The sequence below is a fragment of the Halonotius roseus genome (assembly GCF_006861655.1).
GTDB classification, from domain to species: domain Archaea; phylum Halobacteriota; class Halobacteria; order Halobacteriales; family Haloferacaceae; genus Halonotius; species Halonotius roseus.
Genome location: NZ_SESI01000002.1, coordinates 386,027 through 408,764, shown reverse-complemented (window position 1 = coordinate 408,764; position 22,738 = coordinate 386,027). Strand labels below are relative to the sequence as shown.

26 protein-coding genes and 1 pseudogene are annotated in these 22,738 nt (G+C 63.6%); 11 read left to right on the top strand and 16 right to left on the bottom strand.

Going from position 1 to position 22,738, the window contains the following annotated elements:
- Window positions 1–231, top strand: a 231-nt coding sequence (locus tag EWF95_RS13690) for a hypothetical protein (protein ID WP_221886632.1), incomplete at its 5' end; no start/stop codon positions are given.
- Here EWF95_RS13690 and radA read toward each other — a convergent pair.
- The 6 genes from radA to EWF95_RS08160 all read right to left on the bottom strand — a co-directional run bounded on the left by radA (window position 194) and on the right by EWF95_RS08160 (window position 6,107).
- On the bottom strand, window positions 194–1,225 hold the full coding sequence (gene radA, locus EWF95_RS08185) for a DNA repair and recombination protein RadA (protein WP_142443573.1): 1,032 nt from the start codon (window positions 1,223–1,225) through the stop codon (window positions 194–196). The genes EWF95_RS13690 and radA overlap by 38 nt on opposite strands.
- Before the next feature lie 148 nt (window positions 1,226–1,373).
- On the bottom strand, window positions 1,374–1,982 hold the full coding sequence (pspAB, locus tag EWF95_RS08180) for a PspA-associated protein PspAB (RefSeq protein ID WP_142443572.1): 609 nt from the start codon (window positions 1,980–1,982) through the stop codon (window positions 1,374–1,376).
- Between the two features lie 50 nt (window positions 1,983–2,032).
- Window positions 2,033–2,425 carry an SHOCT domain-containing protein gene (locus EWF95_RS08175; protein ID WP_142443571.1) on the bottom strand — a complete coding sequence of 131 codons (393 nt, stop codon included), beginning with the start codon at window positions 2,423–2,425 and terminating at the stop codon, window positions 2,033–2,035.
- A gap of 47 nt (window positions 2,426–2,472) precedes the next feature.
- The gene (htpX, locus tag EWF95_RS08170; RefSeq protein WP_142443570.1) at window positions 2,473–3,342 is read right to left on the bottom strand and encodes a zinc metalloprotease HtpX; all 870 of its coding nucleotides are present in this window, start codon (window positions 3,340–3,342) and stop codon (window positions 2,473–2,475) included.
- Between the two features lie 54 nt (window positions 3,343–3,396).
- Entirely contained in the window at window positions 3,397–4,551 is a 1,155-nt protein-coding gene (locus EWF95_RS08165; protein WP_142443569.1) for a J domain-containing protein, read from the bottom strand.
- A gap of 5 nt (window positions 4,552–4,556) precedes the next feature.
- A complete protein-coding gene (locus EWF95_RS08160) occupies window positions 4,557–6,107 on the bottom strand; it encodes an Hsp70 family protein (RefSeq protein WP_185911738.1) in 1,551 nt (516 codons plus the stop codon).
- Between the two features lie 122 nt (window positions 6,108–6,229).
- Here EWF95_RS08160 and EWF95_RS08155 point away from each other — a divergent pair, with 122 nt between their 5' ends.
- Window positions 6,230–7,342, top strand: a complete 1,113-nt coding sequence (locus EWF95_RS08155; RefSeq protein WP_142443567.1) for a 60S ribosomal export protein NMD3 — start codon at window positions 6,230–6,232, stop codon at window positions 7,340–7,342.
- Window positions 7,343–7,465: 123 nt separating this feature from the next.
- Here EWF95_RS08155 and EWF95_RS08150 read toward each other — a convergent pair whose 3' ends face one another.
- From EWF95_RS08150 to EWF95_RS08130, 5 genes are all read right to left on the bottom strand, one after another.
- Window positions 7,466–9,202 (bottom strand): methyl-accepting chemotaxis protein, encoded by a 1,737-nt coding sequence (locus EWF95_RS08150; RefSeq protein ID WP_185911737.1) that lies wholly within the window; start codon window positions 9,200–9,202, stop codon window positions 7,466–7,468.
- Between the two features lie 329 nt (window positions 9,203–9,531).
- Window positions 9,532–10,407, bottom strand: a complete 876-nt coding sequence (locus EWF95_RS08145; RefSeq protein ID WP_142443565.1) for a transcription initiation factor IIB — start codon at window positions 10,405–10,407, stop codon at window positions 9,532–9,534.
- A 126-nt stretch (window positions 10,408–10,533) separates the two neighbouring features.
- Entirely contained in the window at window positions 10,534–10,950 is a 417-nt protein-coding gene (locus EWF95_RS08140) for an HIT family protein (RefSeq protein ID WP_142443564.1), read from the bottom strand.
- A gap of 66 nt (window positions 10,951–11,016) precedes the next feature.
- The gene (gene prs / locus EWF95_RS08135; protein ID WP_142443563.1) at window positions 11,017–11,877 is read right to left on the bottom strand and encodes a ribose-phosphate diphosphokinase; all 861 of its coding nucleotides are present in this window, start codon (window positions 11,875–11,877) and stop codon (window positions 11,017–11,019) included.
- A gap of 48 nt (window positions 11,878–11,925) precedes the next feature.
- On the bottom strand, window positions 11,926–12,798 hold the full coding sequence (locus EWF95_RS08130) for an HVO_0234 family beta-propeller protein (RefSeq protein ID WP_142443562.1): 873 nt from the start codon (window positions 12,796–12,798) through the stop codon (window positions 11,926–11,928).
- A gap of 183 nt (window positions 12,799–12,981) precedes the next feature.
- On the opposite strand from EWF95_RS08130, the gene EWF95_RS08125 reads away from it, so the two are divergent.
- Window positions 12,982–14,160 carry an aspartate kinase gene (locus tag EWF95_RS08125; RefSeq protein WP_142443561.1) on the top strand — a complete coding sequence of 393 codons (1,179 nt, stop codon included), beginning with the start codon at window positions 12,982–12,984 and terminating at the stop codon, window positions 14,158–14,160.
- Between the two features lie 21 nt (window positions 14,161–14,181).
- Here EWF95_RS08125 and EWF95_RS08120 read toward each other — a convergent pair whose 3' ends face one another.
- A complete protein-coding gene (locus EWF95_RS08120; RefSeq protein WP_142443560.1) occupies window positions 14,182–14,871 on the bottom strand; it encodes a metallophosphoesterase family protein in 690 nt (229 codons plus the stop codon).
- A gap of 227 nt (window positions 14,872–15,098) precedes the next feature.
- On the opposite strand from EWF95_RS08120, the gene EWF95_RS08115 reads away from it, so the two are divergent.
- From EWF95_RS08115 to EWF95_RS08080, 8 genes and pseudogenes are all read left to right on the top strand, one after another.
- Window positions 15,099–15,479, top strand: coding sequence for a hypothetical protein (locus EWF95_RS08115; RefSeq protein WP_142443559.1), 381 nt, complete (start codon window positions 15,099–15,101; stop codon window positions 15,477–15,479).
- A gap of 124 nt (window positions 15,480–15,603) precedes the next feature.
- A pseudogene (locus EWF95_RS08110) lies at window positions 15,604–16,341 on the top strand (tetratricopeptide repeat protein); the annotation flags it as partial.
- A gap of 5 nt (window positions 16,342–16,346) precedes the next feature.
- A complete protein-coding gene (locus EWF95_RS08105) occupies window positions 16,347–16,646 on the top strand; it encodes a DUF424 domain-containing protein (protein ID WP_142443557.1) in 300 nt (99 codons plus the stop codon).
- A gap of 91 nt (window positions 16,647–16,737) precedes the next feature.
- Complete coding sequence (locus EWF95_RS08100; RefSeq protein ID WP_142443556.1) at window positions 16,738–18,015, top strand: aminotransferase class V-fold PLP-dependent enzyme; 1,278 nt, start codon at window positions 16,738–16,740, stop codon at window positions 18,013–18,015.
- Window positions 18,016–18,084: 69 nt separating this feature from the next.
- Window positions 18,085–18,348, top strand: a complete 264-nt coding sequence (gene purS / locus EWF95_RS08095) for a phosphoribosylformylglycinamidine synthase subunit PurS (protein ID WP_120103490.1) — start codon at window positions 18,085–18,087, stop codon at window positions 18,346–18,348.
- Entirely contained in the window at window positions 18,345–19,022 is a 678-nt protein-coding gene (purQ, locus tag EWF95_RS08090; RefSeq protein WP_142443555.1) for a phosphoribosylformylglycinamidine synthase I, read from the top strand. Before purS ends, purQ begins: the two co-directional genes overlap by 4 nt.
- Window positions 19,023–19,081: 59 nt before the next feature.
- Window positions 19,082–19,354: a ribbon-helix-helix domain-containing protein gene (locus EWF95_RS08085; protein WP_142443554.1), complete on the top strand. Its 273-nt coding sequence runs from the start codon at window positions 19,082–19,084 to the stop codon at window positions 19,352–19,354.
- Entirely contained in the window at window positions 19,347–19,637 is a 291-nt protein-coding gene (locus EWF95_RS08080) for a type II toxin-antitoxin system RelE family toxin (RefSeq protein ID WP_142443553.1), read from the top strand. Before EWF95_RS08085 ends, EWF95_RS08080 begins: the two co-directional genes overlap by 8 nt.
- A gap of 22 nt (window positions 19,638–19,659) precedes the next feature.
- Here EWF95_RS08080 and EWF95_RS08075 read toward each other — a convergent pair whose 3' ends face one another.
- The 4 genes from EWF95_RS08075 to EWF95_RS08060 are packed head-to-tail and all read right to left on the bottom strand — an operon-like array spanning window position 19,660 to window position 22,326.
- Window positions 19,660–20,736 carry an archaeosine biosynthesis radical SAM protein RaSEA gene (locus tag EWF95_RS08075; protein WP_142443552.1) on the bottom strand — a complete coding sequence of 359 codons (1,077 nt, stop codon included), beginning with the start codon at window positions 20,734–20,736 and terminating at the stop codon, window positions 19,660–19,662.
- Window positions 20,737–20,744: 8 nt separating this feature from the next.
- Window positions 20,745–21,161: a hypothetical protein gene (locus EWF95_RS08070; RefSeq protein ID WP_142443551.1), complete on the bottom strand. Its 417-nt coding sequence runs from the start codon at window positions 21,159–21,161 to the stop codon at window positions 20,745–20,747.
- Between the two features lie 17 nt (window positions 21,162–21,178).
- Window positions 21,179–21,625 carry a thiol-disulfide oxidoreductase DCC family protein gene (locus EWF95_RS08065; RefSeq protein ID WP_142443550.1) on the bottom strand — a complete coding sequence of 149 codons (447 nt, stop codon included), beginning with the start codon at window positions 21,623–21,625 and terminating at the stop codon, window positions 21,179–21,181.
- Window positions 21,622–22,326, bottom strand: coding sequence for a YqjF family protein (locus EWF95_RS08060; RefSeq protein WP_142443549.1), 705 nt, complete (start codon window positions 22,324–22,326; stop codon window positions 21,622–21,624). The genes EWF95_RS08065 and EWF95_RS08060 overlap by 4 nt, the downstream gene beginning before the upstream one ends.
- Window positions 22,327–22,738 lie beyond the last annotated feature (412 nt).

The window sequence follows — 22,738 nt, the reverse complement described above, 5'->3', positions numbered from 1 at the left end:
TCGCTGATCGATCACCACAACGCTTCGCTGATCGATCACCACAACGCTTCGCTGATCGATCACCACAACGCTTCGCTGATCGATCACCACAACGCTTCGCTGATCGATCACCACAACGCTTCGCTGATAGATTCTCCACTCAAAAACAGGTCGCAGTGTGGGGTGTCGGTCGTCTCGACTACCCTTAGCCGCGTTACTCGGGCTTCAGGCCTTCATTCTGGACGCGCATGACAGCCTCGCCATCGGCGAGGTTTGGCGCGTCGACAAGCCGGACGATGCGTTTGTCGCCCTTCGATTTCCGGAGGTAGATCCGGAACGTGGAGGTGTGGCCGAGGATGTTGCCACCGATCGGCTGGGTCGGATCGCCGAAGTATGAATCGGGGTTGGAGGCGACCTGATTGGTGACGAGAATCGAGGTATTGTAGAGATCGCCGATCCGCATCAGGTCGTGGAGGTGTTTGTTCAGCTTCTGTTGGCGTTCGGCGAGTTCGCCACGGCCGACGTACTCGGCGCGGAAATGGGCGGTCAGGGAGTCGACACAGACCATCCGGACGGGCCACTCGGTGTCCTCGTGTTCGCCGGCGAGCTCCTTGGCCTTCTCGGCCAGCAGGATCTGGTGGTCGGAGTTGAACGCCTTGGCGACGTGGATCCGATCGAGGAAGTCGGCGACGAGGGCTTCCATCGTCTCCTCGTCGTCGATTGAGCCCTCCATCTCTCGATCCTCCAGCGTTGCCTGGAGGATCTCGTCGTCGAGGCCGCGCACCATGTCGTCGATCCGCTCGGGGCGGAACGTGTCCTCGGTGTCGACGAAGATCGCCGAGCCGCGGAGGCCGCCCTGCTCGCGGGGTAGTTGGACGTTGACGGCCATCTGGTGGGTGACCTGGGATTTGCCCGCGCCGAACTCGCCGTAGACCTCGGTGATCGACTGGGTTTCCATCCCGCCGCCGAGCAGGTCGTCGACCTCGTCGATCTGCCAGGAGAGCTTGCCGATCTCCTGGCGGCGTTCGAGGATCGTCTCGCCGGTCTCGAAGCCGCCAACGTCGGCGGCATCGCGGGCGGCGTTGATGATGTCGCTGGCCGTGCTGTCGCCGATATCGGCCTGGTTCGAGAGCTCGCCGGGGGAGGCGACGGCGATGCTCTGGTAGTTGTCGTATCCTGATTCGACGAGCTTGTCCGCGGTTGCCGGCCCGACACCGGGCAGCGTTTCGAGTTCATCCTCAGCCATTGTATCTCTCCCTTGCTCGCTTTCGCATATAAAGCCTCGTTAACAGCGCAGTGAAAGTGAAATGCGGTCGACGGAATCCTGCTATCAGCTGGTGATTCTACACCTATCAGCGGCAACAACGGTGGAGTGGTCGATTAGGCTGACACCACTATTCCCATGGGTAGCCGCCGGGGCGGTCGGGCCACAGCGGGTACCAATACTGTTCGTCGTCTTCGATGTCGAGTTCGCCCTCCAGCACCGACTGGAGCTTGAACTCGGCTTGGTTGTCGCGCTCGTGGTCGCCCTCGGGAACGAAGGGGTAGTACGCCCCCCGGCGGAACGAGTAGATCCAGTAGGCGTGGTCGGTGCCGCTTTTGTCGAAGGCGAAGACGGCCGCCAGCAGCCGGGAGCCATACCCCTGCTCGATGAACGTGTCGGCGGCGAAGTGGATCGTCGTCAACAGATCCTCGGGGTCGGTGTCGTCGAGGACAACCCAGCTGTAGCCGTGGTCGTCGTTGTGGGTGTCAAACGTCGTTCCGGTATCGTCCTCGCCGGCCTCCAGGATCGACTTCACCTCATCGACGGTGTCGCTGAAATCCGTGCTGTCGACCGACGAGAAACAGAGGGCGGCCTGGCCCGCGTTCTCGTAGCCGAGATCGGCCTCCATCGTCATATACGCCGTCGACATCCCGAAGAGATCCTCGGGGTCGGCTTTCCGTGTCGCGTCAGTTTCGGCGGAGACGCCAAAGATCGACCGGACGGTGTCCATCAAACCCATGATCGATCGTTGGCCGCCGGCGGTAAAAGGCTCGTCGTCGCGGCTGTTGCCTACGTGAGTTCGGTTTCGTACTCCGTCTGCTGTGTTTCAGTTTCGTCATCCGTCAGCCGACCGAGGGCAGCATCCGTCTCCATGAGTGTGTTGAGGCGGCGTTCGAACTCCGCCTCCGAGATGTCGCCGTTCACATAGCGATGCTCCAGTTCGGCCACCGGATCAGGTGACTGTGTCGCCGCGGCACCGTCATAGCGGTGCCGGGCACTGGCTACGCCAGCCATCGCCACGACAACAACGGCGAACAGGCCGAGTACCGGATCCGCCGACGCAATGATAAATATCGGCACCAGTAGCACCCCAAGCGCGCTCAGTCCGGCGACACCGGCGATGAGGCCGAGCCCGGCAGCCTGTATCGGGTGTGTTTGGATCCACGACGACCACTCGCTCATGTGCGAATGATCAACGGACACACACAAACCGGTTACGGTGAGTAAAATCAGGCCGTTTCCTGCTGTTGTTCCAGCTCGCGGAGCTTCTCGATCCGTTTTTCGGTCGGCGGGTGGGAGCTGGCGAGCTTGCCGATAAAGCCCGAGCGGATCGGGATGATGAAGAACGCGTTCATCTCGGCTTGATCGCGGAGGTCGTCATCCGGCACCCGATCCATCCGGCCGTCGATGCTCATCAGCGCGGAGGCCAACGCCGAGGGGTTGCCCGTGATCGACGCCGCCCCGCGGTCGGCCGCGTACTCGCGGTACCGGCTCAGCGCGCGGATCAGGAAGAACGACACGACCCACACGAGCAGCGAGGCGATGATCGCCACGTACACCGGCGCCTGATTCCGGCCGTCGCCGCTGAACAGCCAGCCCCAGCGGACGACGATGAACGCCAGCGTCGAGAGGAACGAGGCGATCGTCATCACCATCACGTCGCGGTTTTTGACGTGGGCGAGCTCGTGGGCGATGACGCCCTCAAGCTCCTCTTGGTTCAGCGTGTTCAACAGGCCTTGGGTGACCGCGACGGTCGCATTTTTCTGGTTGCGGCCTGTCGCAAACGCGTTCGGCACGCGGGTGTCGGCGATGGCAATCTGTGGCTTCGGCAGGTCAGCCTGCTGGGCTAACCGCTCGGTCGTGCGGTGCAGTTCAGGGGCCTCGTTTTCGTCGACGACGCGGGCACCCATGCTGTAGAGGGCGAGTTTGTCGCTGAAGAAGAGCTGGGCAAACGAGAACAGCCCCATCACGACGACGATCCCGAGGAGATTCCCCCAGTAGACTGCCAGCACACCGATAAAGACGATGTAGAGGGCGAACAGCAGGAACATCGTGAACACCATGCGTCCACGGAGTCCCCAATCTGTCTTCCATTGCATACCTACAGGTAGTTGTTCAACGGGCTAAACCTTACCGAAGCAGCCGGATCACCGCTACGACTGTCCAGCCATCCGGAGCCGCCGTCCAAGCAGAACGTAGCCGACCGACAGCCCGGCGTAGGCCGCCAGCCAGAGCCCCGGCGTTTCGAGTGGAACCAGCTCTGGGGCGAGTGTCACCCCGGCCGCAAGCGTCGGATACAGCCACAGGCCGATCCGCGGCACCGCAACAAACGGCAGCAACGCGAGGCGTTCGGCAACGGGGCCGACCACCACCGCGAGGGCCAATAGGACGACAGCGAGGCCCCCACGGAGCCACCACGGTTTCGGCGCGGCGGCGACCCGATCGATGTCGGCGGCGACCTCGGCGGAGACGAACCGCGACACAACGGCTCCCGCCACCGAGGGTGTCACGCCCGCGGTGCCGCTACCGCCTCCTGTTTGGCCCGCCTCGGTCTCGCCTGGCCCCCACGCAGCATCGGAGTCAAGCACGTATTTGCTGTAGAGTTCCTCGGGATCCTCACCCAGCACGCTTTCCGGCGCGCGCTTGGAGGTTGCCCGCCCGGTCGGCGTTGTCGACGCTGCCTCGGCCCTCTCCCCGGTTTCGGTCTCCGGGGTGCTGGCGGCCGCGGTGTAGCTGTCGTTCGTCGCTGTCTCGGCTGTCTCGTCGGCCGATGTCGACGCTGTTGTCTGTTCGCTCGGTCGCCGGCGGTCGTTTGGGCGGCGATCCGCGTTCGGCTGCCGACTCGCGTCCGTGCGTGTGCGCGAGGATGTGTTATTTGTTGTCGACGCGTTCGTTGACCTGCTCGTCGTCGATGTGCCGTTCGTTGTTGACGCATTCGTCGTTGATGTGCTCGCTGTCGACGACGACCCGCTCGATCGCGGCTCCGAGAGCCACGCTGTCGGTGATTTCGGTCGCCCGGCCGCCTCCCACTCCTCGTAGCGATCGGTGCCGGTCGCCGGCCCTTGGTCGTCGATGAAGGTGTCGTAGGCCGCCCGCGACTCGCTGTCGGTCAGTGCGTCGGCGGCGTCGGTCACCCGGTCGAACTCCCGTTCGGCGGTCGCCTGCTCGCTGCTGTTGTTGTCGGGGTGGAGCGTTCGCTTTGCCAGCTTGCCTGCGCGCTTGATCGTCTCCTCGTTGGCGTCGGGATCGACCCCGAGTCGCTCGTAGTAGGAGTCGGCCGACGGCGTTCCCCGATAACGGTCTGGCATTGCGGTTAGGGTTCACGGAGTGCCGGCAGCTCCTCGCCGAGGTCGTCGATCTCCTCGGGGGAGTGTCTGAGCGCCGATTCGATCTTGGTTTCGACCTGCTTGCCGGTTTTGAGATCCTCGCCGGTCACTGCCAGCCGTCCGTCGGTCGTGATCCGAAACTCGACGGCCAGCGACGGCTCGCCCGGTGGCCGTGGTGGGATATCCCGCAGGACGGCGGTACCGATCTTCGTGTTTTCCTCGGCCGTCTCGCCCTCGCCCTGATAGACCCGGATCTGCACCGAGGTCTGGCCCTCCTCGACGGTGCCGTAGCTTTCCTTCCGGGTCGATGTCGGGATCTGTTCGTCCTGTTCGATGATGTGGTCGATCGAGCCATCCGAGAGCCGGACGCCAAGCGATTGGGGCACCACGTCGATCAACACGATATCGTCGGTCTCGCCGGGCAGCATCGCCGAGGCGTCCGCGCCGCCGTCGTCGATGATCTCCGCCTGGATCGCCGCGCCAAGGGCGACGGCCTCCTCGGGGTTGATCTCCATCGAGGCCTCCTGGTCGAAGTAGTCGCCGACGAGCTCCTGGATGTGGGGCATCCGCACCGAGCCACCGACAAGGAGTACCTTGTCCACGTCCGCGGGCGTGTAGTCAGCTCGCCCAAACAGGTCGTCCAGCGGCTCGGTCGTTGCGGCGGCGAGATCGGCGGTGAGCTCCTCGAACCGCTCGCGGCTCAGGGGTTCCGCAAAGGTGTAGGACTGCTCGGGGACGACGAAGGGGACGCTCACATCCGTCGAGGGGAGATCAGAGAGCCGGTGTTTCGCGCTTTTGGCCTCCTGTCGGATCCGCGCCAGCTGTTCGGGGTTGTCTTCGATGTCAACCCCGGTGTCGTCGTGGATCTGGTCGATCATCCAGTCGACGATCTGTTGGGTCCAGTCACTGCCGCCAAGCTCGTTGTCGCCGGCGGTATGCAGGGTTTCGACGCTGTTGATCTCGTAATCGATCTCGACGAGCGTCGCATCGAAGGTGCCGCCGCCGAGATCGTAGACGAAGGCGAGTTCGGACGCGGCGTTGCCGAGCTTCGATTCGTGGAGCCCGTAGGCAAGACAGGCCGCACTCGGCTCCGGCAGCAGGCGTTCGACGTCGAGGCCGGCGATCTCGCCGGCGGTTTCGGTCGCGGTTCGTTTCGGATCATCGAAGTACGCCGGCACCGTGATCACCGCGCCCTCGACATCGCGGCCGATGCTGCCTTCGGCTTCGTCGATGATGTGTTCGAGAATCAGGCTGGATATCTGTTCGGGGAGGTACTCCTCGCCGGCGACGGTCAGCGGCTCCTCGCGTCCCATCTCCCGTTTGACCTCCGTGACCGTTCGTTCGGGGTGTTGGACGGCGAGGTTGGCGGCCGTCTGGCCGACGTTGACCTCGCCGTCCTCGGTGAACTGCACCACCGAGGGGATGACCGATTCGCCGCTGTTGCCCGTCGTGATCACCTCCGGATCGCCGCCAGCAACGTAGGCGACCGCGCTGCGTGTTGTCCCCAGATCGATCCCAACGGTGTAGCCTGAACCCATACTGACAGCGTCGGGTTCTCCACACATAAGCGGTGAGGTCGGGATCGAACCACCGGCAGCTGGCCGACAGCCGAGCGGCTGATTCGCACCGCTTAACCAGCCGCCGCCGCTACGATCCTGCCATGACCGGCTCAGGCGGCTTCTGTCCGGAGTGTGGCGACGCGGTCGCCGAGCGACCCGAACCGCGGCCCGGCGCGCCGCGGGCCGACAGCGACGCGCTCTGTGATCGCTGTTATTTCGACGAGTTCGACTTCATCGACGCGCCCGAGCGCGTACAGGTCTCGGTCTGTGGCCGCTGTGGCGCGGTACACCGCGGCAACCGCTGGGTCGATGTTGGGGCCGTTGATTACACCGACATCGCTATCGACGCGGTGAGTGAGGCTCTCTCTGTTCACATCGACGCCGATGACGTCGAGTGGGGTGTCGAGCCCGAACAGGTCGACGAGACGACGATCCGGATGCACTGCACTTTCTCGGGGATTGTTCGTGAAACCCTGCTGGAGGAAGAACTGATCGTCCCTGTCCGAATCGCCAAGGAGGTCTGTGATCGCTGTGGCCGGATCGCTGGCGGCTACTACGCCAGCATCGTTCAGGTGCGCGCCGACGGGCGGGAGCCAAGCGACGAGGAGGCCGCCGAGGCCATCGAGATCGCCGAAAGCTACGTCGCCGGCAAGGAAGCCGACGGCGACAGAGAGGCGTTTATCACCGAGATCGATACCGACGACGATGCCGGCCCGACGATCAAGCTCTCGACGAACAAACTCGGGCAGGCCGTCGCCAACCGCATCACCGACCGCTTCGGCGGCACCGTCGACGACCACCCAACCTTGGTGACCGAGGATAGCGACGGCAACGAGGTTTACCGGGTCACCTTCGTTGCCCGCCTCCCGAAATACACCGCCGGCGATGTGGTCGACCCGGGTGACGGCGAGGGGCCGGTACTGGTGCGGAGCGCGCACAACAATCTGACGGGCCGGCGGCTCACGACCGGCGACCCCTACGAGGCAAGTGGCGACGGCGATGGGTTGCCAACTGTCGATCCGATCGGTCACCGACGGGACGCTGTCGAGACAACAGTTGTGACGGTTGAGGATGAACACTCGATCCAACTCCTCGATCCAGACACCTACGAGGCGAAAACTGTCGCGCGTCCTGACTTCGTCGATTCCGATGCCGAGACCGTGCCGGTGCTAAAGGATGGTGGGGACGTGTATATCATCCCTGAGAAAACGTAGAACTCAGTTTTGACCGCTTCTGTTGCGTATTTGTTCCGTGTCTGTTCCGTACCTGTTCCGCACCTGCTCCACATGACGCCGATTTATGTTGGCTATTTTTATTTTCTGCACCAGTTGTGTCACCTATTTTTCTTCGACATCATCAACAGTGGCCGACTCGGCCTTGGTCAGTCGGAACTGGTCGATGCGATCGTACAGTTCGTCGCTGGTCGCACTCAGCTGATCCGCCCGCCCGGCAACCTGATCGGTGGCCGTCGCCTGTTGTTCAAGCCCGGCAGAGATCTCCTGCACTGAGGCTGACAGCTCCTCACTCATCGATGCCGCCGAATCGAGTGTCGAGGTGAAACTATCCATGTTTTTCGCCTGTTCCTCGACGGCGTCGCTGACCTCGGCGGTCGCCGTACTGGATTTCTCGATCGCGGTCTCGATCTCTTCGAGTTGGTCGACAACGGTTTCGACCGCGTCGGCACCTTCCGCCACCTCACCGTTGGTGTGGGCGATCTGCTCGGCGACAGCGGCCGTCTGGTCTTGGGCGTCGGTGATGATCTCCTCGATCTCCGCGGCGGACTCCTTGGATTCTTCGGCAAGCGTTTTGACCTCGTCAGCAACAACCGCGAACCCGTCGCCCGCATCGCCCGCACGAGCCGCCTCGATGTTGGCATTGAGTGCGAGCAGGTTGGTCTGCTCGGCGATATCGCTGATCACATCGAGCGTTTCGCCGACCCGCTCCATCTTGGTTTCGAGCGTTCGAACCTCGTCGGTGATATCGGAGGTGGCATCCGTTGCGGTTCGGATCTGATCGACCGCATCGGAGCCCTCGTCGACGCCTTCGAGAGCAAGTGTGCTGGCCTCGGTCGTTTGGGCATCGATCTCCTGGATCGATGCGGTGATCTCCTCGATCGTAGCCGTGAGATTCGAGGCCGCCATCTCGGCTTCATCGGTTTCGGCGGCGAGATCGTCGCTTCCCTCGTCGATCTCCTCGATAGATTGGGCGATCTCCTCGACTGAGGCGGCGACCTCCTCACCGTCCGCGCTCAGATCCTGGCTTGTCTCATCCAGATCGTCAGCCAGCACCGTAAGCCGAGAGAGAACCGACTGGTAGTTGCTGACTGCCGTGGTGAGGTGATCGTTGAGATCGGTGAACTCCTCGAAGACGGTCTGCATCTCCGAGAACTCCGCCGGCGGCTGTGGCACTGAGGACTCAATGGTGAGATCACCCTCGGCGAGCCGACGGAGTTTGTCTTGGAGATCATCAAGAACCGCTTCTTGGTAGGCCTCAAGCTGATCGGTTTTCCGTTGTTCCTCCACTTTCTCGGTGATATCTCTGGCCGTCTCCATCGCGCCGACGACCTCGCCGGTCTGGTCGTGGAACGGCGTGATCGTTCGACTGAGGGTTCGCTCGGTGCCATCGATGACGACGGTTTCCTCGCGGTCGGTGATGCCCTCTCCTGTTGTCAACACGCCCGAAATGAGTTCTTCGCCACCATGGGTCGTCGCTGGCGGCGCGCCGACAGCCGCCGCGTCAGTCGTCTCGAAGAGCTCACAGGCGTGCTCGTTGAGGTGAGAGACGTGGCCCGCACTGTCAACGATGAACGTCGGCGCGGCTAGCCCATTGAGCACGTTTGCTAACAGGTGCTCGGCGTCTAGCGTCTCCACCTCCTCGCTGGATGCCGACGAATCGGTGGTCGACAGATCGTCGGTGCCCGACCCCGACGGTACGTGATCCGATTCGGATACATCTGTCCACGCAACCGTGTCCCCGGTCTGCCCGGTAGTTTCCGTGCTGGCACCCTCTGTCTCAGCCCGGTCAGTTTCTGCGTTGCCCGCCGCAACCATCAACTGATTGATGAAGTGCCTCATGCAGGTTGTATGTGACACCATACCATAATAAACATAAGGGAATTGGGTAATTATATTTCGAGCAAAGAATTAAATCATGTTCATATCTCGTATATCCTGAATGTATATTTTGAAATATCTTTTTATTTACAGTTGTTTCCACTATTTGTTTTGTTACTAATTTTCATAAGATTGTATTTGAATTCACACAGTCATATAGAACAGCCTACTTTCGACGACGGTAGCGGATCGTCATATCAACTTACCTGTAACTCAGCATCGCGCTGCCAGGGCTGTGGAAGCTGCTATCTCGATCGCACTGTGGTGGCGACGAGACGCCAACGACGGGGTTACTGTGTGACCGGCTCGTTTGCCAACTCCTGAAACGTGTTCCGGATCGTCACCGGTGTCACCGAGGCGATCTCGGCGATCTCGCGTTGGGTCACCTCGGCGTCGTGTTCCTTGGCGGCGGTGTACAGACAGGCCGCGGCAACCCCGCTTGGATTGCGGCCGTTGGCGATCCCCTCCTCTTGGGTGTGGTCGACAAGCTCGCGGGCGCGGCGTTCGACCGCCGTCGCCACCCCCAGTTCGGTCGCATACCGCGGGAGGTATTCGGCGGGGCTGGTCGGCGCGACGGGTAAGCCGAGTTCGCGGTTGAGCGCGTCGTAGGCCGCCCGAAACTCCCCGCGGTCGGCTTTCGCCGCCGCGACCGTCTCCTCGATCGTCCGCGACACTGCATTGATCCGACAGGCAGCGTAGACACAGGCCGCGGTAAACCCCTCCAACGAGCGACCCTGTAGCAGGCTCTCCTTTTGTGCCGATCGGAACAGCCGACAGGCCTGATCGTGTACGGGATCCGGCAGCGATTTTTCCCCGATCAGCCGCCGGATCTGCTTGAACGCGTAGATCTTGTTGCGGTCGCGTTTCCGCCCGACGCGGGCGCGGTTGTGCTGGCGTCGCAGCCGGATGAACTTCCGACGGCGGTGCTCGCTGAGGTTCCGGTCGTAGCCGATCTCCGTCGACAAGCCGCGATCGTGGCGGGCCTCCGTTAGCGGGGCACCCGTCCGTTCGGGGTTCGTCCGGCTGTCGTCGAACGATCGCCACTCGGGGCCGTGGTCGATCCGATCGGCGTCGACGACGAGCCCACAGTCGCCGCAAACTGTTTCCTCGGCCTCGCTTTTGAGCTGTCCGTCACACTCGGGACAGCGGGGACACTCCGGTGCCATGGTGCAACACCTGGTACTAGCACCGAGTGGGATAATAGTTAGATAGCTAACAAGATTGTGGTTTTGTCGACATTTTTTATCCGATACCGCGACCACGGTATGGGTCGAACCACTACAGAGAGCCGATCAGGCTTCGCTGATCGCCGCTTCGATCTCATTGAGTTCCTCGTCGGAGAGGTCGGGTCGGCTAGGAGAGATCGCGTGGATCGGGCCGCCGCCGTCGCCGTCGAACCGCGGGACGATGTGGACGTGAGCGTGGGGCACCTCTTGGCCGGCGGCTTCGCCGTTGTTCATCCCGATGGTCGTCGCGTCGGCGTCGACCGCCGCCTCGATGGTCGGCGTCAATTCGTGGACGACGCTGAACACGTCGCTGGCGATGTCGGCCGGCATATCGTCCAGTCGCTCGTAGGGTTCCTTCGGGATGACGAGTGTGTGGCCGCGCGCGAGTGGGTTGGCGTCGAGGAACGCCAGCGTGGTCTCAGTTTCGTGGACGATGCGACCGGGGATCTCGCCGTCGACGATCTGCTCGAAGATCGTTGGCATACGCGGTGATTGCGGTGGCGAGACTATGAACGTTGGTGGCTTCTCAGGTGGTACGCTCACCGACGACTAGTCGTCAAGCGCGTCGGCGATAACGGGGGCGACGCTCACGTCGCTAACCGTGCGTTCGAGCGTGTCGGTGCCGACGACCCGTTCGACGCCGGCAGCCGCGAGTTTCGTTCGTGCCGCGCCGGCCAAGACGGGGTGGATACAGCAGGCATAGACGCGGGCTACGTCGCGCTCGTAGAGAGCCGCAATCGCCCCGCTCATCGTGCCGCCGGTGGCGATGATGTCGTCGACGAGGACGACATCGCGGCCCTCGACGGCGGCGTCGCTCGGCATGACTTCGACTTCGCCGGTGTCGTAATCGCGCTCCTTCTCGAAGTAATCAACATCGCCGCTCCCGTAGGCGTCCCGCGTTGTCTCCGCGAGCTCGGTCGCGCCCGCGTCGGGGGCGACGAATAGCGGATCGTTGAGGTCGGCCAGCGGCTCGGCCAGTTGGCCAGCGGCGTTGACGATCCTCGTCGGCACGTCGAAAAAGTCGGTGACGCTGGGTTCGTGTGGATCGACGAGCACGACGCGGTCGGTGCCGGTGCTGATCGCCCGGGCGACCGCCCGCGCTGAGACGGGCTGGCCGTGTTTGAACGCCTTGTCCTGTCGGCCATACCCGAGATACGCGATGACGGTCGTCACGTCGCTCGCGCCGGCCTCGCGGACGGCGTCCTGTAGCTGGAGGAGTTCGACGTGGGCGTCGTTGTCGACGGTCGAAGCGACGATGATCGCTTCCTCGTCGTCGAAGTCGGGCACAGCCGCTAGCGTCTCGCCGTCGGCGAAGCGGTCGTAGGTCGGCACCGTCAGCGAGCCGACGCCCGCAGTCGCCAGCGACGCCGCCAGCGACTGGGCCGTCGATGCGGGAACGATCGTAGCCATACGCGCTCTATTTCAGTCACCCCTAAACGGGGTTTCGGTGTGCGTCGCTTACGAGCCGTCCGCCCCGCCACCGATGGCGACCCCCCGGGCTCCCGGCAGGCCGAGCCGCTGGTGTCGCCACCCGTCGCCGGCGGTGACACATAGCGTTCCGTCGTCAGTGACCCCGACAACGATCCCGCGGTCGGCCGCCAGATCGACGACCGGTGCCTCGACCGGCGGGGTTGTTGTCGTCCACGCGCCATCCTCGGCTGCGCGAACGAGCAGGCCAGCCTCGCCGACAGCGTGGGCGTGGCCGTGGCCGTCGGCGGCGACCGCCCGAAACGCGCCGTCGGCGACTGACTGCCAGCCGTTACCCAGCCGGAACAGCCCATCGGCGGTCGCCGCCAGCGGTTGGCCGACGCCGGTCACCGCCCGGACATCGGTGAGCCCGGTGTTGGTCACCCCGTCGTCATCGATTCGGTAGACGCCATCGGTCGCCGCGAGCAGGCCGGCGTCGATGGCGCGAACCCCATCGGTCGTCCCACGCTGTTCCCAGGCTGGCGGCTCGGCGACCGCGCCGGCGTGCTCGCTGCTGTAGACGACGCCGTTGCTGTCGGCGACAACGATCTCCTCGGGTGTGAGATCGACGGCCGCCACCGAACCGATCGCGTCGCCACCGATCGACTCGAAGGCGGGATCGGCGACATCGCCGGCTCGACTCCCGGCATCGATGTCAGCCGCGAGCAACCCATCGTCGGTGCCGACGACGAGCCGGTCGGCCGTCGCCGCCACCGCGGTCGCCGGCTCCCGGCTGGCAAGGCCGAACGCCCCGATCTGGTCGGCCGAGACGGTGACGGCGGCGAGGCCGGCGTCGGTGGCGACGAACACGTCGGTGACGCCGGTTTTCGCGCCGAAGACCCGCTTTTCGGTCAGCGTTTGCATACGCGTTTCTCGACGGCCGGCGGACAAAAAGCCAGCCGACTCCGGTGTGGCTCTCGCCGTGACGGCGACACCCCGGCGACACGGAGTGAACAACGTTATGCAGGTCCCCACGCAACGGGCGGGCATGCGTCGTTACGATATCGGGAGCACTAGGCTGATTACAGCCCCACAGGAGGTGTGCTGATGCGCGTCGTCGCCAAGTTCGGCGGGACGAGTCTGGGCACCGGCGAGCGGATCAACCGCGCGGCGGATTCGATCGCCGACGCGGTCGCCGCCGGCCACCAGATCGCCGTCGTCGCCAGCGCGATGGGGTCGACAACCGACGATCTGCTCGACGACATCGAGTTCGATGTCTCCGACGAGGATCGCGCGGAGATCGTCTCGATGGGCGAGCGCACCAGCGTCCGCATGCTGAAGGCCGCACTCGCCGCCCGGGGTGTCGAGGCCCTTTTCTTGGAGCCCGGCAGCGACGAGTGGCCGATCATCACCAACGACCTCGGCGAGGTCGATGTCGAGGCAACGAAGGAACGCGCCACGGCTCTCGCCAGCAAGCTCGACGGCGTCGTCCCCGTCATCACCGGCTTCCTCGCGCAAAACGAGGGCGGCGACATCACAACGCTGGGCCGCGGTGGCTCGGATACGACCGCGGTCATGCTCGGCAACTACATGAACGCCGACGAGGTCGTCATCGTCACCGATGTCGAAGGCGTCATGACCGGCGATCCCCGCGTCGTTGAAGGCGCGCGCAATGTCGGTCGGATCTCCGTTGATGAGCTCCGCAATCTCTCCTTCCGCGGCGCGGAGGTCGTCGCCCCAAGCGCGCTGTCGTACAAACACGAACATCTCGATGTGCGGGTCGTCCACTACCAACACGGCGACCTCCTGACCGGCGGCACCCAGATCGAAGGCGAGTTCCAGAATCTCATCGACATGCAGGAACAGAAGCTCGCCTGTCTGACCGTCGCCGGGCGGTCGATCCGCAACAGCCCCGGCATCCTGGCGGATCTCTCCGACGCGCTGCGGAACGCCGGGATCAACATCGACGCCGTCGCCAGCGGGATGGATTCGATCACCTTCTATGTCAACAGCGATCTCGCCGACGAGGCCGAACCCGTCCTCCACGAGCGGGTCGTCAGCGGCAACACGCTCTCAAGTGTCACCGTCGAGGACGATATCGCCGTCATCCGGGTCACCGGCGGCGAGCTCCCGAACCGCCCGGGCGTCATCCAGAGCGTCCTGACGCCGATCGCTGACGCCGGGATCAACCTCCATGATGTGATCACGAGTGCGACCTCGGTCGCGCTGTTTGTCGCCTGGGACGACCGCGAAGAAACCTTAGAGATCGTCCAACGCGAGGTGTAGTCGGCGACAGCAGGCGGTCGCCTATCGCCCGCTACGCAACCGCGTCCCGATCTTTTCGGGAAGGCCCGCTTCCTCGACAGCGTCGACCACACGGTCGATATCGTAGGCGACGCGGTGGGTTTCGACATCGATGGCGGCGGTGCCGCCCCCGTCGTCACCTTCGTCGATATCGAGCACCGCAAACGCGGCCTCCGGGTCGCCGTCGCGTGGCTGGCCGACGCTGCCGGGGTTCATGACGACGCCCTCATCGAACTCTCGGACGCCTTGGACGTGGGTGTGGCCGGTGATCGTCACGCGGGCGTTGTCCTCCAGCATCCCGGGCTCGAACTCATCGGGGTAGGTGTAGCGATCCGGGTTCTCGGGGTGGCCGTGAACGATCAGGATCTCTCCGTCGGCGACGGTTCGGCGGTCGGGCAGACGATCGAGCCATGCGAGGGCGTCCTCGTCGAGCGCATCGCGGGCGTAGGTGACGCCGGCGGCGGCCATCGAGTTGAACCGGAAGCCGGTGTCGCTGGCGACCGCGCGATCGTGGTTGCCCATGACGGTCGCGGCGTCGAGTTCTCGAACGCGATCGACACACTCGGCGGGCCAGGGGTTGTAGCCGACGACATCGCCGGCACAGAGCCATCGGTCGACCGCGGGCATCGCGTCGATCACGGCCTCGAAGGCGGGGAGATTGCCGTGGATGTCAGCCACAACGCCGTATCGCATACCGACCTCTTGCGGCGGTGGCGAAAAAGGCGTTTGGGCGCGCTCGTCGGTCGTGTTCAGAGAAGCCGAGGAAACTGGAACCATCTTGAAAGCCCGCCTTCCTCCAGCGCGTCGCCCCTTTCAAGATGTTCTCAATCCTATCGCACTACTCTGAACAGTACCCGCTCGCCGCGTCTCTCAGGATATTCGACAGGTAATTACTCCTCGTCGTCATACCCACACACAGAATGCCAATCTCCACTGATGAATTCGATGCCGGAGCTGTCGATGAGAGCGACGACGAACCGAATGCCGACGACGAGGTCGACCCCATCGAAACCGAGAAGGATCTCGTCACGTCGTTTCTGAGCGAGCGACCGGACAGAGCCTTTACCGAGCGCGAGATCGTCCTCGGCGTCGATTACACCCCTGTGTTCATGGATCGAACCCAGAGCTCGCTTGGCTCGTTCGCTGACGGGCTGATCGATTTCGCCGGCGACGTGGCTGCTACGACGATCGTCGTCAACGATATCGATGACGCACTCACCGAACTCGTCGAGGAAGGGATCGTGACCACCAAAGAGGTCGAGACAGACGACGGCACCTCGGTCTACTACACGCTGGCGTAACGCGCACCCCTCTCACGGCCGACCGATCCAACGTCGGAGAGCCGACCGCCCCAACGCCGGAGAGCCGACCGCCCCAACGCCGCCTGACGCAACCCTTACCCGACGCGGCGTCGAACAGAAAGCTATGACAGACGATGCCGACGATCGCTCACATGCCTTCTCCGAGGGACAAGGCGTCGACGAGGACTACGAGGAGTTCACCCTCGATCCGACGGATCTGGGCGTCGATCCCGACCAGGTCGACCCGGTCGATTCTCGCGTGTTGACCGACGTACTCGACAAACACAACGTCTCCGCCGAGCAGGTCGACGTACCCGAACTCATCGATGTCGGGCTCTCCTACATGGAGATCAACCGCTTTGAGGAGGCCACCGCCGCCTTCGAGCGCGCCGCCCGCTTTGCTGAGGAGGACTCGATCGAGGCCCAGGAGGCCTGGGTCAACAAGGGCGTCGCCCACGGTCAACTGGAGGAGTTCGATCAGGCGATCGGTGCCTACGAGGAGGCCCTCCGCATCGACGACGAGTCCGAGCACGCGGCGACCGCCGAAACCAACCTTGCCTACGCGCTGTGGGAATTCGGCCGAGCCGAGGAGGCCCTGGAACACGCCGAGCGCGCCGTCGAGGTCGATCCCCGCTTCCCGCAGGCGTGGTACAACCGGGGTTTCTTCCTCATCGAACGCGGCCTGACCGAGGACGCGCTCAACGCCTTCGACAACGCCATTCGCCTGGGGATGCGAAATGCGGAGATCCTTGAGGAGAAAGCTCGCGCCCTGGAGGAGCTTGGTCGCGAGGAGGAGGCACAGGAGGCCATCGAGCAGGCCGAGGAGATCCGCGCCGACGCCGAGGAAGAGTTGACCGAGGAGTTCTAATGTTGCTGCGCGAACGGGAGACGCCGAAGGGCGCGCTTGTCTCCGTCTGCGATGAGGACTGTCTCGGCGAGACCTACGAGGACGGCGATGTCTCCTTAGAGGTGACCGAGGAGTTTTACGCCGGCGAGGAGGCAACCGACGCCGACCCCGAGGCCGTGATCGATGCACTCCAGGGGGCGACCGTCGGCAACCTCGTCGGCGAGGAGTCGGTCGCTGTCGCCGTCGATGCCGGCCTGATCGACGAGGAGCGGGTGCTGGACGTTGACGGCACCGAACACGCCCAACTGTTGTGGTTGTGAGTTGCGTCTGTCGAGCAACGAAACCCTCTCTCGTTTCATATTCTTCGGCTAACCGAAGACGTGTTACCCACGGGGGCCTTACCGACACCCAATGAGTACGCAGGACGCCTATCCGATCGATGTCGAGGCGATCCGGGCCGATTTCCCGGTGCTCGACCGCACCGTCGGCGGCGACGTGACCACCCCCGGCGAGGGCGAGGGCGACACCGAACCGCTGGTGTATCTCGACAACGCGGCGACCAGCCAGACCCCGAAAGCCGTCGTCGACAGCATCGTCGACTACTACTACAGCTACAACGCCAACGTCCACCGCGGCATCCACCAACTGAGCCAGGAAGCCAGCGTTGCCTACGAGGAGGCCCACGACAACGTCGCCGACTTCATCGGTGCCGACGGCCGCGAGGAGATCATCTTCGTCAAAAACACGACCGAGGCGATGAATCTCGTTGCCTACGCGTGGGGCCTCGAAGAACTCGGGCCTGGTGATTCGGTCGTCACCACCCAGATGGAACACCATGCCTCGCTGGTGACCTGGCAGCAGATCTGCAAGCGCACCGGGGCGGAACTCCGGTTTATCGAGATCGACGACGAGGGCCGCCTCGATATGGAACACGCCGCCGAGCTGATTGACGACTCCACCGAGATGGTCTCGCTCGTCCATATCTCCAATACCCTCGGGACGATCAATCCGGTCGCCGAGATCACGGAGATGGCACACGAGGTCGACGCCTACTCCTTTGTCGACGGGGCCCAATCGGTGCCGACGCGGCCGGTCGATGTCGACGAGATCGACGCCGACTTCCTGGCCTTTTCGGGCCACAAGATGCTCGGCCCGACCGGGATCGGCGTGCTGTACGGCAAAGAGCATCTGCTTGAGTCGATGCAGCCGTATCTCTACGGCGGCGACATGATCCGGAAGGTCACCTATGATGAGTCGACGTGGGAGGATCTGCCGTGGAAGTTCGAGGCCGGAACCCCCTCGATCGCCCAGGCGATCGCCCTCGATGCCGCCATCGACTATCTCGAGGATATCGGGATGGAAAACGTCCAGGCCCACGAGGAGCTGCTGGCGGAGTATGCCTACGACCAGCTGAACCGCTACGACGACGTGACGATCTACGGCCCGCCGGGCGACGACCGCGGCGGGCTGGTCGGCTTCAACGTCGACGGCGTTCACGCCCACGACCTCTCCAGCATTCTCAACGATTTCGCCGTCGCGATCCGCGCCGGCGACCACTGTACCCAGCCGCTCCACGATACCCTCGGAGCGGCAGCCTCCGCCCGGGCGTCCTTTTACGTCTACAACACCCGCGAGGAGATCGACGCCCTCGTTGACGCTGTCGACGACGCCCGACAGCTGTTTGCCTGACGACGACGCCAACTCGCTCCGAACCGCCGTTCAAAAGAGTTTTTCGCGCCCCTCACCCAGTCGACGGTAATGACCGCCTACACCGCAACCGTCACCGTCCGCCTGAAACACGGCGTCCTTGATCCGGAAGCCGAGACGACCAAGCAGGCCCTCGAACGGCTCGGCTTCGAACTCTCTGAACTCCGCTCGGCCGATCGCTTCGAAATCGATCTTGAGGCCGACGACGCCGCCGAAGCCGAGGAGCGCGCCGAGTCGATGGCCGAACGCCTGCTGGCGAATCCGACGATCCACGACTACGAGGTGTCGGCGGCTCCGGCCGCGGAGTCCGCATGACGGTCGCCGTCGTCCAGTTCGGCGGCTCGAACTGCGACCGCGACGCGGTTCGCGCTCTCCGATATCTCGATATCGACGCCGAACGCGTCTGGCACGAGGACGGCCTTCCCGCGGACACCACAGGCGTCGTCATCCCCGGTGGCTTCTCGTACGGCGATTACCTCCGAGCCGGCGCGATGGCCGCACGTTCGCCGATCATGCAGGAAGTCCGAGACGCAGCAGCCGACGGCAAGCCCGTTCTCGGTGTCTGCAACGGTGCCCAGATCGGTTGTGAGTCGGGACTCACCGAGGGCGCGTTCACGACGAATAAGAGCGCGCGCTTCCAGTGTGAGCATGTCCACCTGCGGGTCGAACGCGCTGATACACCGTGGACAGAGAATTTCGAGGAAGGCGACGTAATCGAGATCCCGATCGCCCACGGCGAGGGTCGCTTCGAGATCACGGAGGAGCGATACGACGACCTCGTCGACAACGACCGCGTGCTATTCCGCTACTGCGACGCCGACGGCAACGTTACTGACGAGGCGAACCCGAACGGCTCGACGCACAACGTCGCCGGCATTCTCGGCGAGCGCGACTCGGTTGCGGTGTTGATGCCGCATCCCGAGCGGGCGACGCTGCCCGACGTTGGCGGCATCGACGGCGAGAGTATTCTGACCGGGTTCCGCGTGTAATCAGGGCAGCCAACCACTTCTGCCGTACCCTTTTCACCGATGCCGTGTAACTCACTTGTATGTCGAGTACAGATACAGATGATGGCGGCGAGCCAGCGAAAACGAATATCAACATCCGACTAACGGAATCCTTCCTCGAAGATATCGACGCAACATGGCAGGAGGAAGGCTACAACAGTCGCAGCGAGTTCATCCGCGACGCGCTCCGCGATACGGTCAAACATCCGGGACTGACCCGCGAAAGCTGGAAGGAGATCGCCGCCGTCGAGTACGCCCGCCGAACGGGAGATAGCGAGACGTTCAGCCGTGACGAAATCCTCGACGATGAGTGACGGCGAGACGTGGACTTGGCAATTCCGTGCGCCTGCAAAACAGACGTACGACGACCTTGATGAACACTCTCGGATGCGAATCACCGACAAACTGGATGAAATCGTCGACGACCAGTGGCGCGACCCGGACGACTATCTCGAACCGCTGACCGGCGCGCCGTACTCGAAACTCCGCATCGGGCAGTTCCGGCTCGGGGCTGTCTGCGACCACTCCGAAAAACTGCTGGATATCTATACGATCAAACGCCGTAGCGGCGCGTACAAGCAGGACGACGACGATTAACTGGCATTCTCCTCGACTGTCGCTACCGCGTCAACGACATCGCATAGCTCGTTTCTTCCTCGATCACGAGTTCCCACGTTCGCTCGCAGTCGCAACTGACCTGCTCGAAAACGGAGGGATCCTGCCGCAGATCGAAGTCCTTGATGGCTTTCTGGACTCTGTCGTCGCACTCGCCGCAGTTGTGCGGGCCACGATCCGAGCCGTGGCCGACCGGGTCGGAGACGACGATGGCGTCGACATCCGCGGTTCGCTCCAGCACGTCGGCGACCGACCAGAGCCACGGCGGACGGTAGCCCCCCGCCCGAAAGAGTTCGTTGACCATCGTGTATTGCTGGACGTTACAGGGGTTCATCGACACCGTATGGCAGCCATCGACGGCGGCACACCGCTGGACGGAGTCGACCATGTCGTCACGGGCTTCGGACTCTGAGAGGAAGGGCGGCTTCATCAGCAGGTAGGCCTTGATCCCCGCGCCGGCGTCCTGTGCGGTCTCGCAGGCGTCTTCGAAATCAGCGAAATCGAAGTACTTGTTCACGCAGTCGTGTCGCACCCGGTCGGTCGCGGTTTCGAGGCCGACCGCGATGTCGACATCAAGCCCGTGGTCGGTGAAGTCGGTGATCTTCTCGTGATCGACAAAATCCGGGAGTGATTCGACAACGATCCGCTCGCGGTCGCCGAACGTCTCCGCGATTGCCTGCCGCGTCTCCGCGCCGACTTCGCGTTCGTCGAGGAAGGAGCCGGAGGTGTAGATCTTGATGAGGTCGGCGGGCTCGTCGGCGTTGTCGGCCTCGTGCTCCAGACAGACCTCGATCTGATCCATCAGGGCGTCGTGGGCGACGCTGCCGCCCTCAACGCTTTCGGCGACGTAGCCGCACATCGTACAGCCGCCGGCGCGGGCCCACCGGCAGCCACCGGTGTTGAGGATGATCGTCAGCGAGTCGTAGACGCCGCCGGGTGTGTTGTCCTCGTCGAGCCAGACGCGCGTCGGCTCGTGGGGGTCGTAGTGTTTCTCCTTCAGTCCGCGGATCTCCCGCATGACGGAGTTGTGGGCGTCCATCCCGCGGCCCTCCTCGTAGACATCGGGGCTCGGCTTACTCATTGCCGTCCCTACTCGACTGGGCGGTAAAACCACATCGTTGCGAGCAGCCCGCCGACCGCCGCGCTCGCGGCGTTGAGTCCGATCTCGGCGACCGCAAAGGTTCGCCACGGGATGAACCCTTGCAGCACCTCGGTGGCGACGCCGAACAGCGCGACGGCGGCGACGACGCCGGCGACAACACCGATTCCGACACGCCGAGAGCGACGACGCCACGGCCATCCTTCGCGTGCGACTGCCACTACCCCACCCGCAGCGAGCGTCGCGTAACCGGCGATATGCAGCAGCGTCGTGGTGTCGATGCTGCCGGTTGGGTCGGTCTGTGGCGTCGCCGCCGGTACCGGAATCACAGACGCGACGAGAATCCCGATCGCCAACACGGCAACCCCAAGCCACAGCGTCGACACCGAACGGTCAGTTCCACGCATGCGGTGTCGTGGCCGCGTTACTCCAGAAACCGATCGCTTACGTCCTCGTCGGGCACCATACACTGATCCTTCTTGCCGAACCAGCCATAGCGGTTGTCGGCAACGAAATCATAGATCTCGTTGCGGACGTTCCGCGGCACCAGCCGGCCGACAACGAGGGCCGCGTAGGGCCACCCCAGCAGCTCGGCGACCCGGATCGCCGCGTCGGATTTCGTCTGCACCGAGTTGCCCTCGACGAGGATGACGGTATCGAGGTCGTCGGCATCGAAGCCGTGTCGCTCTTGGAGGGCGCGGCCGACAGCCGACTGCAGCGGCGCAAACGCGATCTTGCCGGTTGGATCCCGCGGGATAATCTCCTGGACGATCCGATCACAGAGGTTACAGACGCCATCGAACAGCAACACCGGCCGGCCGCCAAGCTCGGCCAGCGGATCGTCGTCGGTTGTCGCCGGTTGGTTGCTCATTGGGTACCTCCAGTCCACCGACTGCTTGTGCCGGCGGTCACATCAACCCCGGGGCTGTAGTACAGAACCGGCTCACCCTCTGGGTGTTTGAACCCGTCAGCGCGGAACAGCGTGTTTGTCTCGATGTCGGCCTCAGCCGGGTACAGCGTCCATGACTCGTGGTCGACGTCGGTGTAGCGCATCGTTCCGTCCGACGCTTCGGTGTAAAACCGGTAGCGTTCCGTGAGAAACCCGGCCAGTGGGTCGTCGCTTGACTCGAAGGCCTCACCGCTGGGCCCGTAGGTCGCGGTGTAGCGAGCCGGCCGCGTGCCGGGATGGCGGCGGCGACTGTCGAACCGGACTCGGTCGCCGTCACCCTCAAGACTGATCTTCGCGTAGTAGTACGGCAGATGTTGGGTCACGCGCGCGCCGATGACGCCGGCGATGCCCTGGGCGTCGAGGCTGAAAAAGTAGACCCCCGGCTCGCCATCGCAGGTGACGTAGGTGCGGAGGTTGATCTCCGGCAGCGGCTGGCCGACCGCGGCCGGCAGCCCCTGTGGTCGGACGGCGACGTTGGTGAACGGCACAACCGAGAGCCAGCCGGCACCGTCGTAGGTGTCGACAGTGAGCCCCTCGGGAAGCCGTTCGGCGATCGACTCGGGGTCGACCCGCCAGTTTTCAAACAGCAGGTGTCGCCACCCCATCGCCAGTGAAATGCCCATACGATCTCTTTGTGCTGTAGCAACATAGGGAATTCGCTCAGGCGATAATCGACTGCCTGCAGTAGGATCACCGGCAGCGTCTGCTGTCGGTGTCGATACATCGATGACGCTACCGAATCATCGACGACGCCACCGCAACCACAGATGACGCCCGGCGCGTGGTGGCGGTGTTCAGATAAGAACGATCAAGCAGGCGGGCCGGCTGACCGACCAGCCGACTTCCTGGTGGACTGAAAGGGCGAAACGCTCTCGACGAACCCGGCCGACGCAAGCACTACAGTGAGCGAAGCGAACGAAGCGCGCAGCGAGGCCTGGGAGTCGAGAGCGTTGAGGGCTTTCTACACCTGTTGCGCTCACACGACTACTTATCTGAACACGACCTATCTGAACACGACCGGTCGCTGACACACAA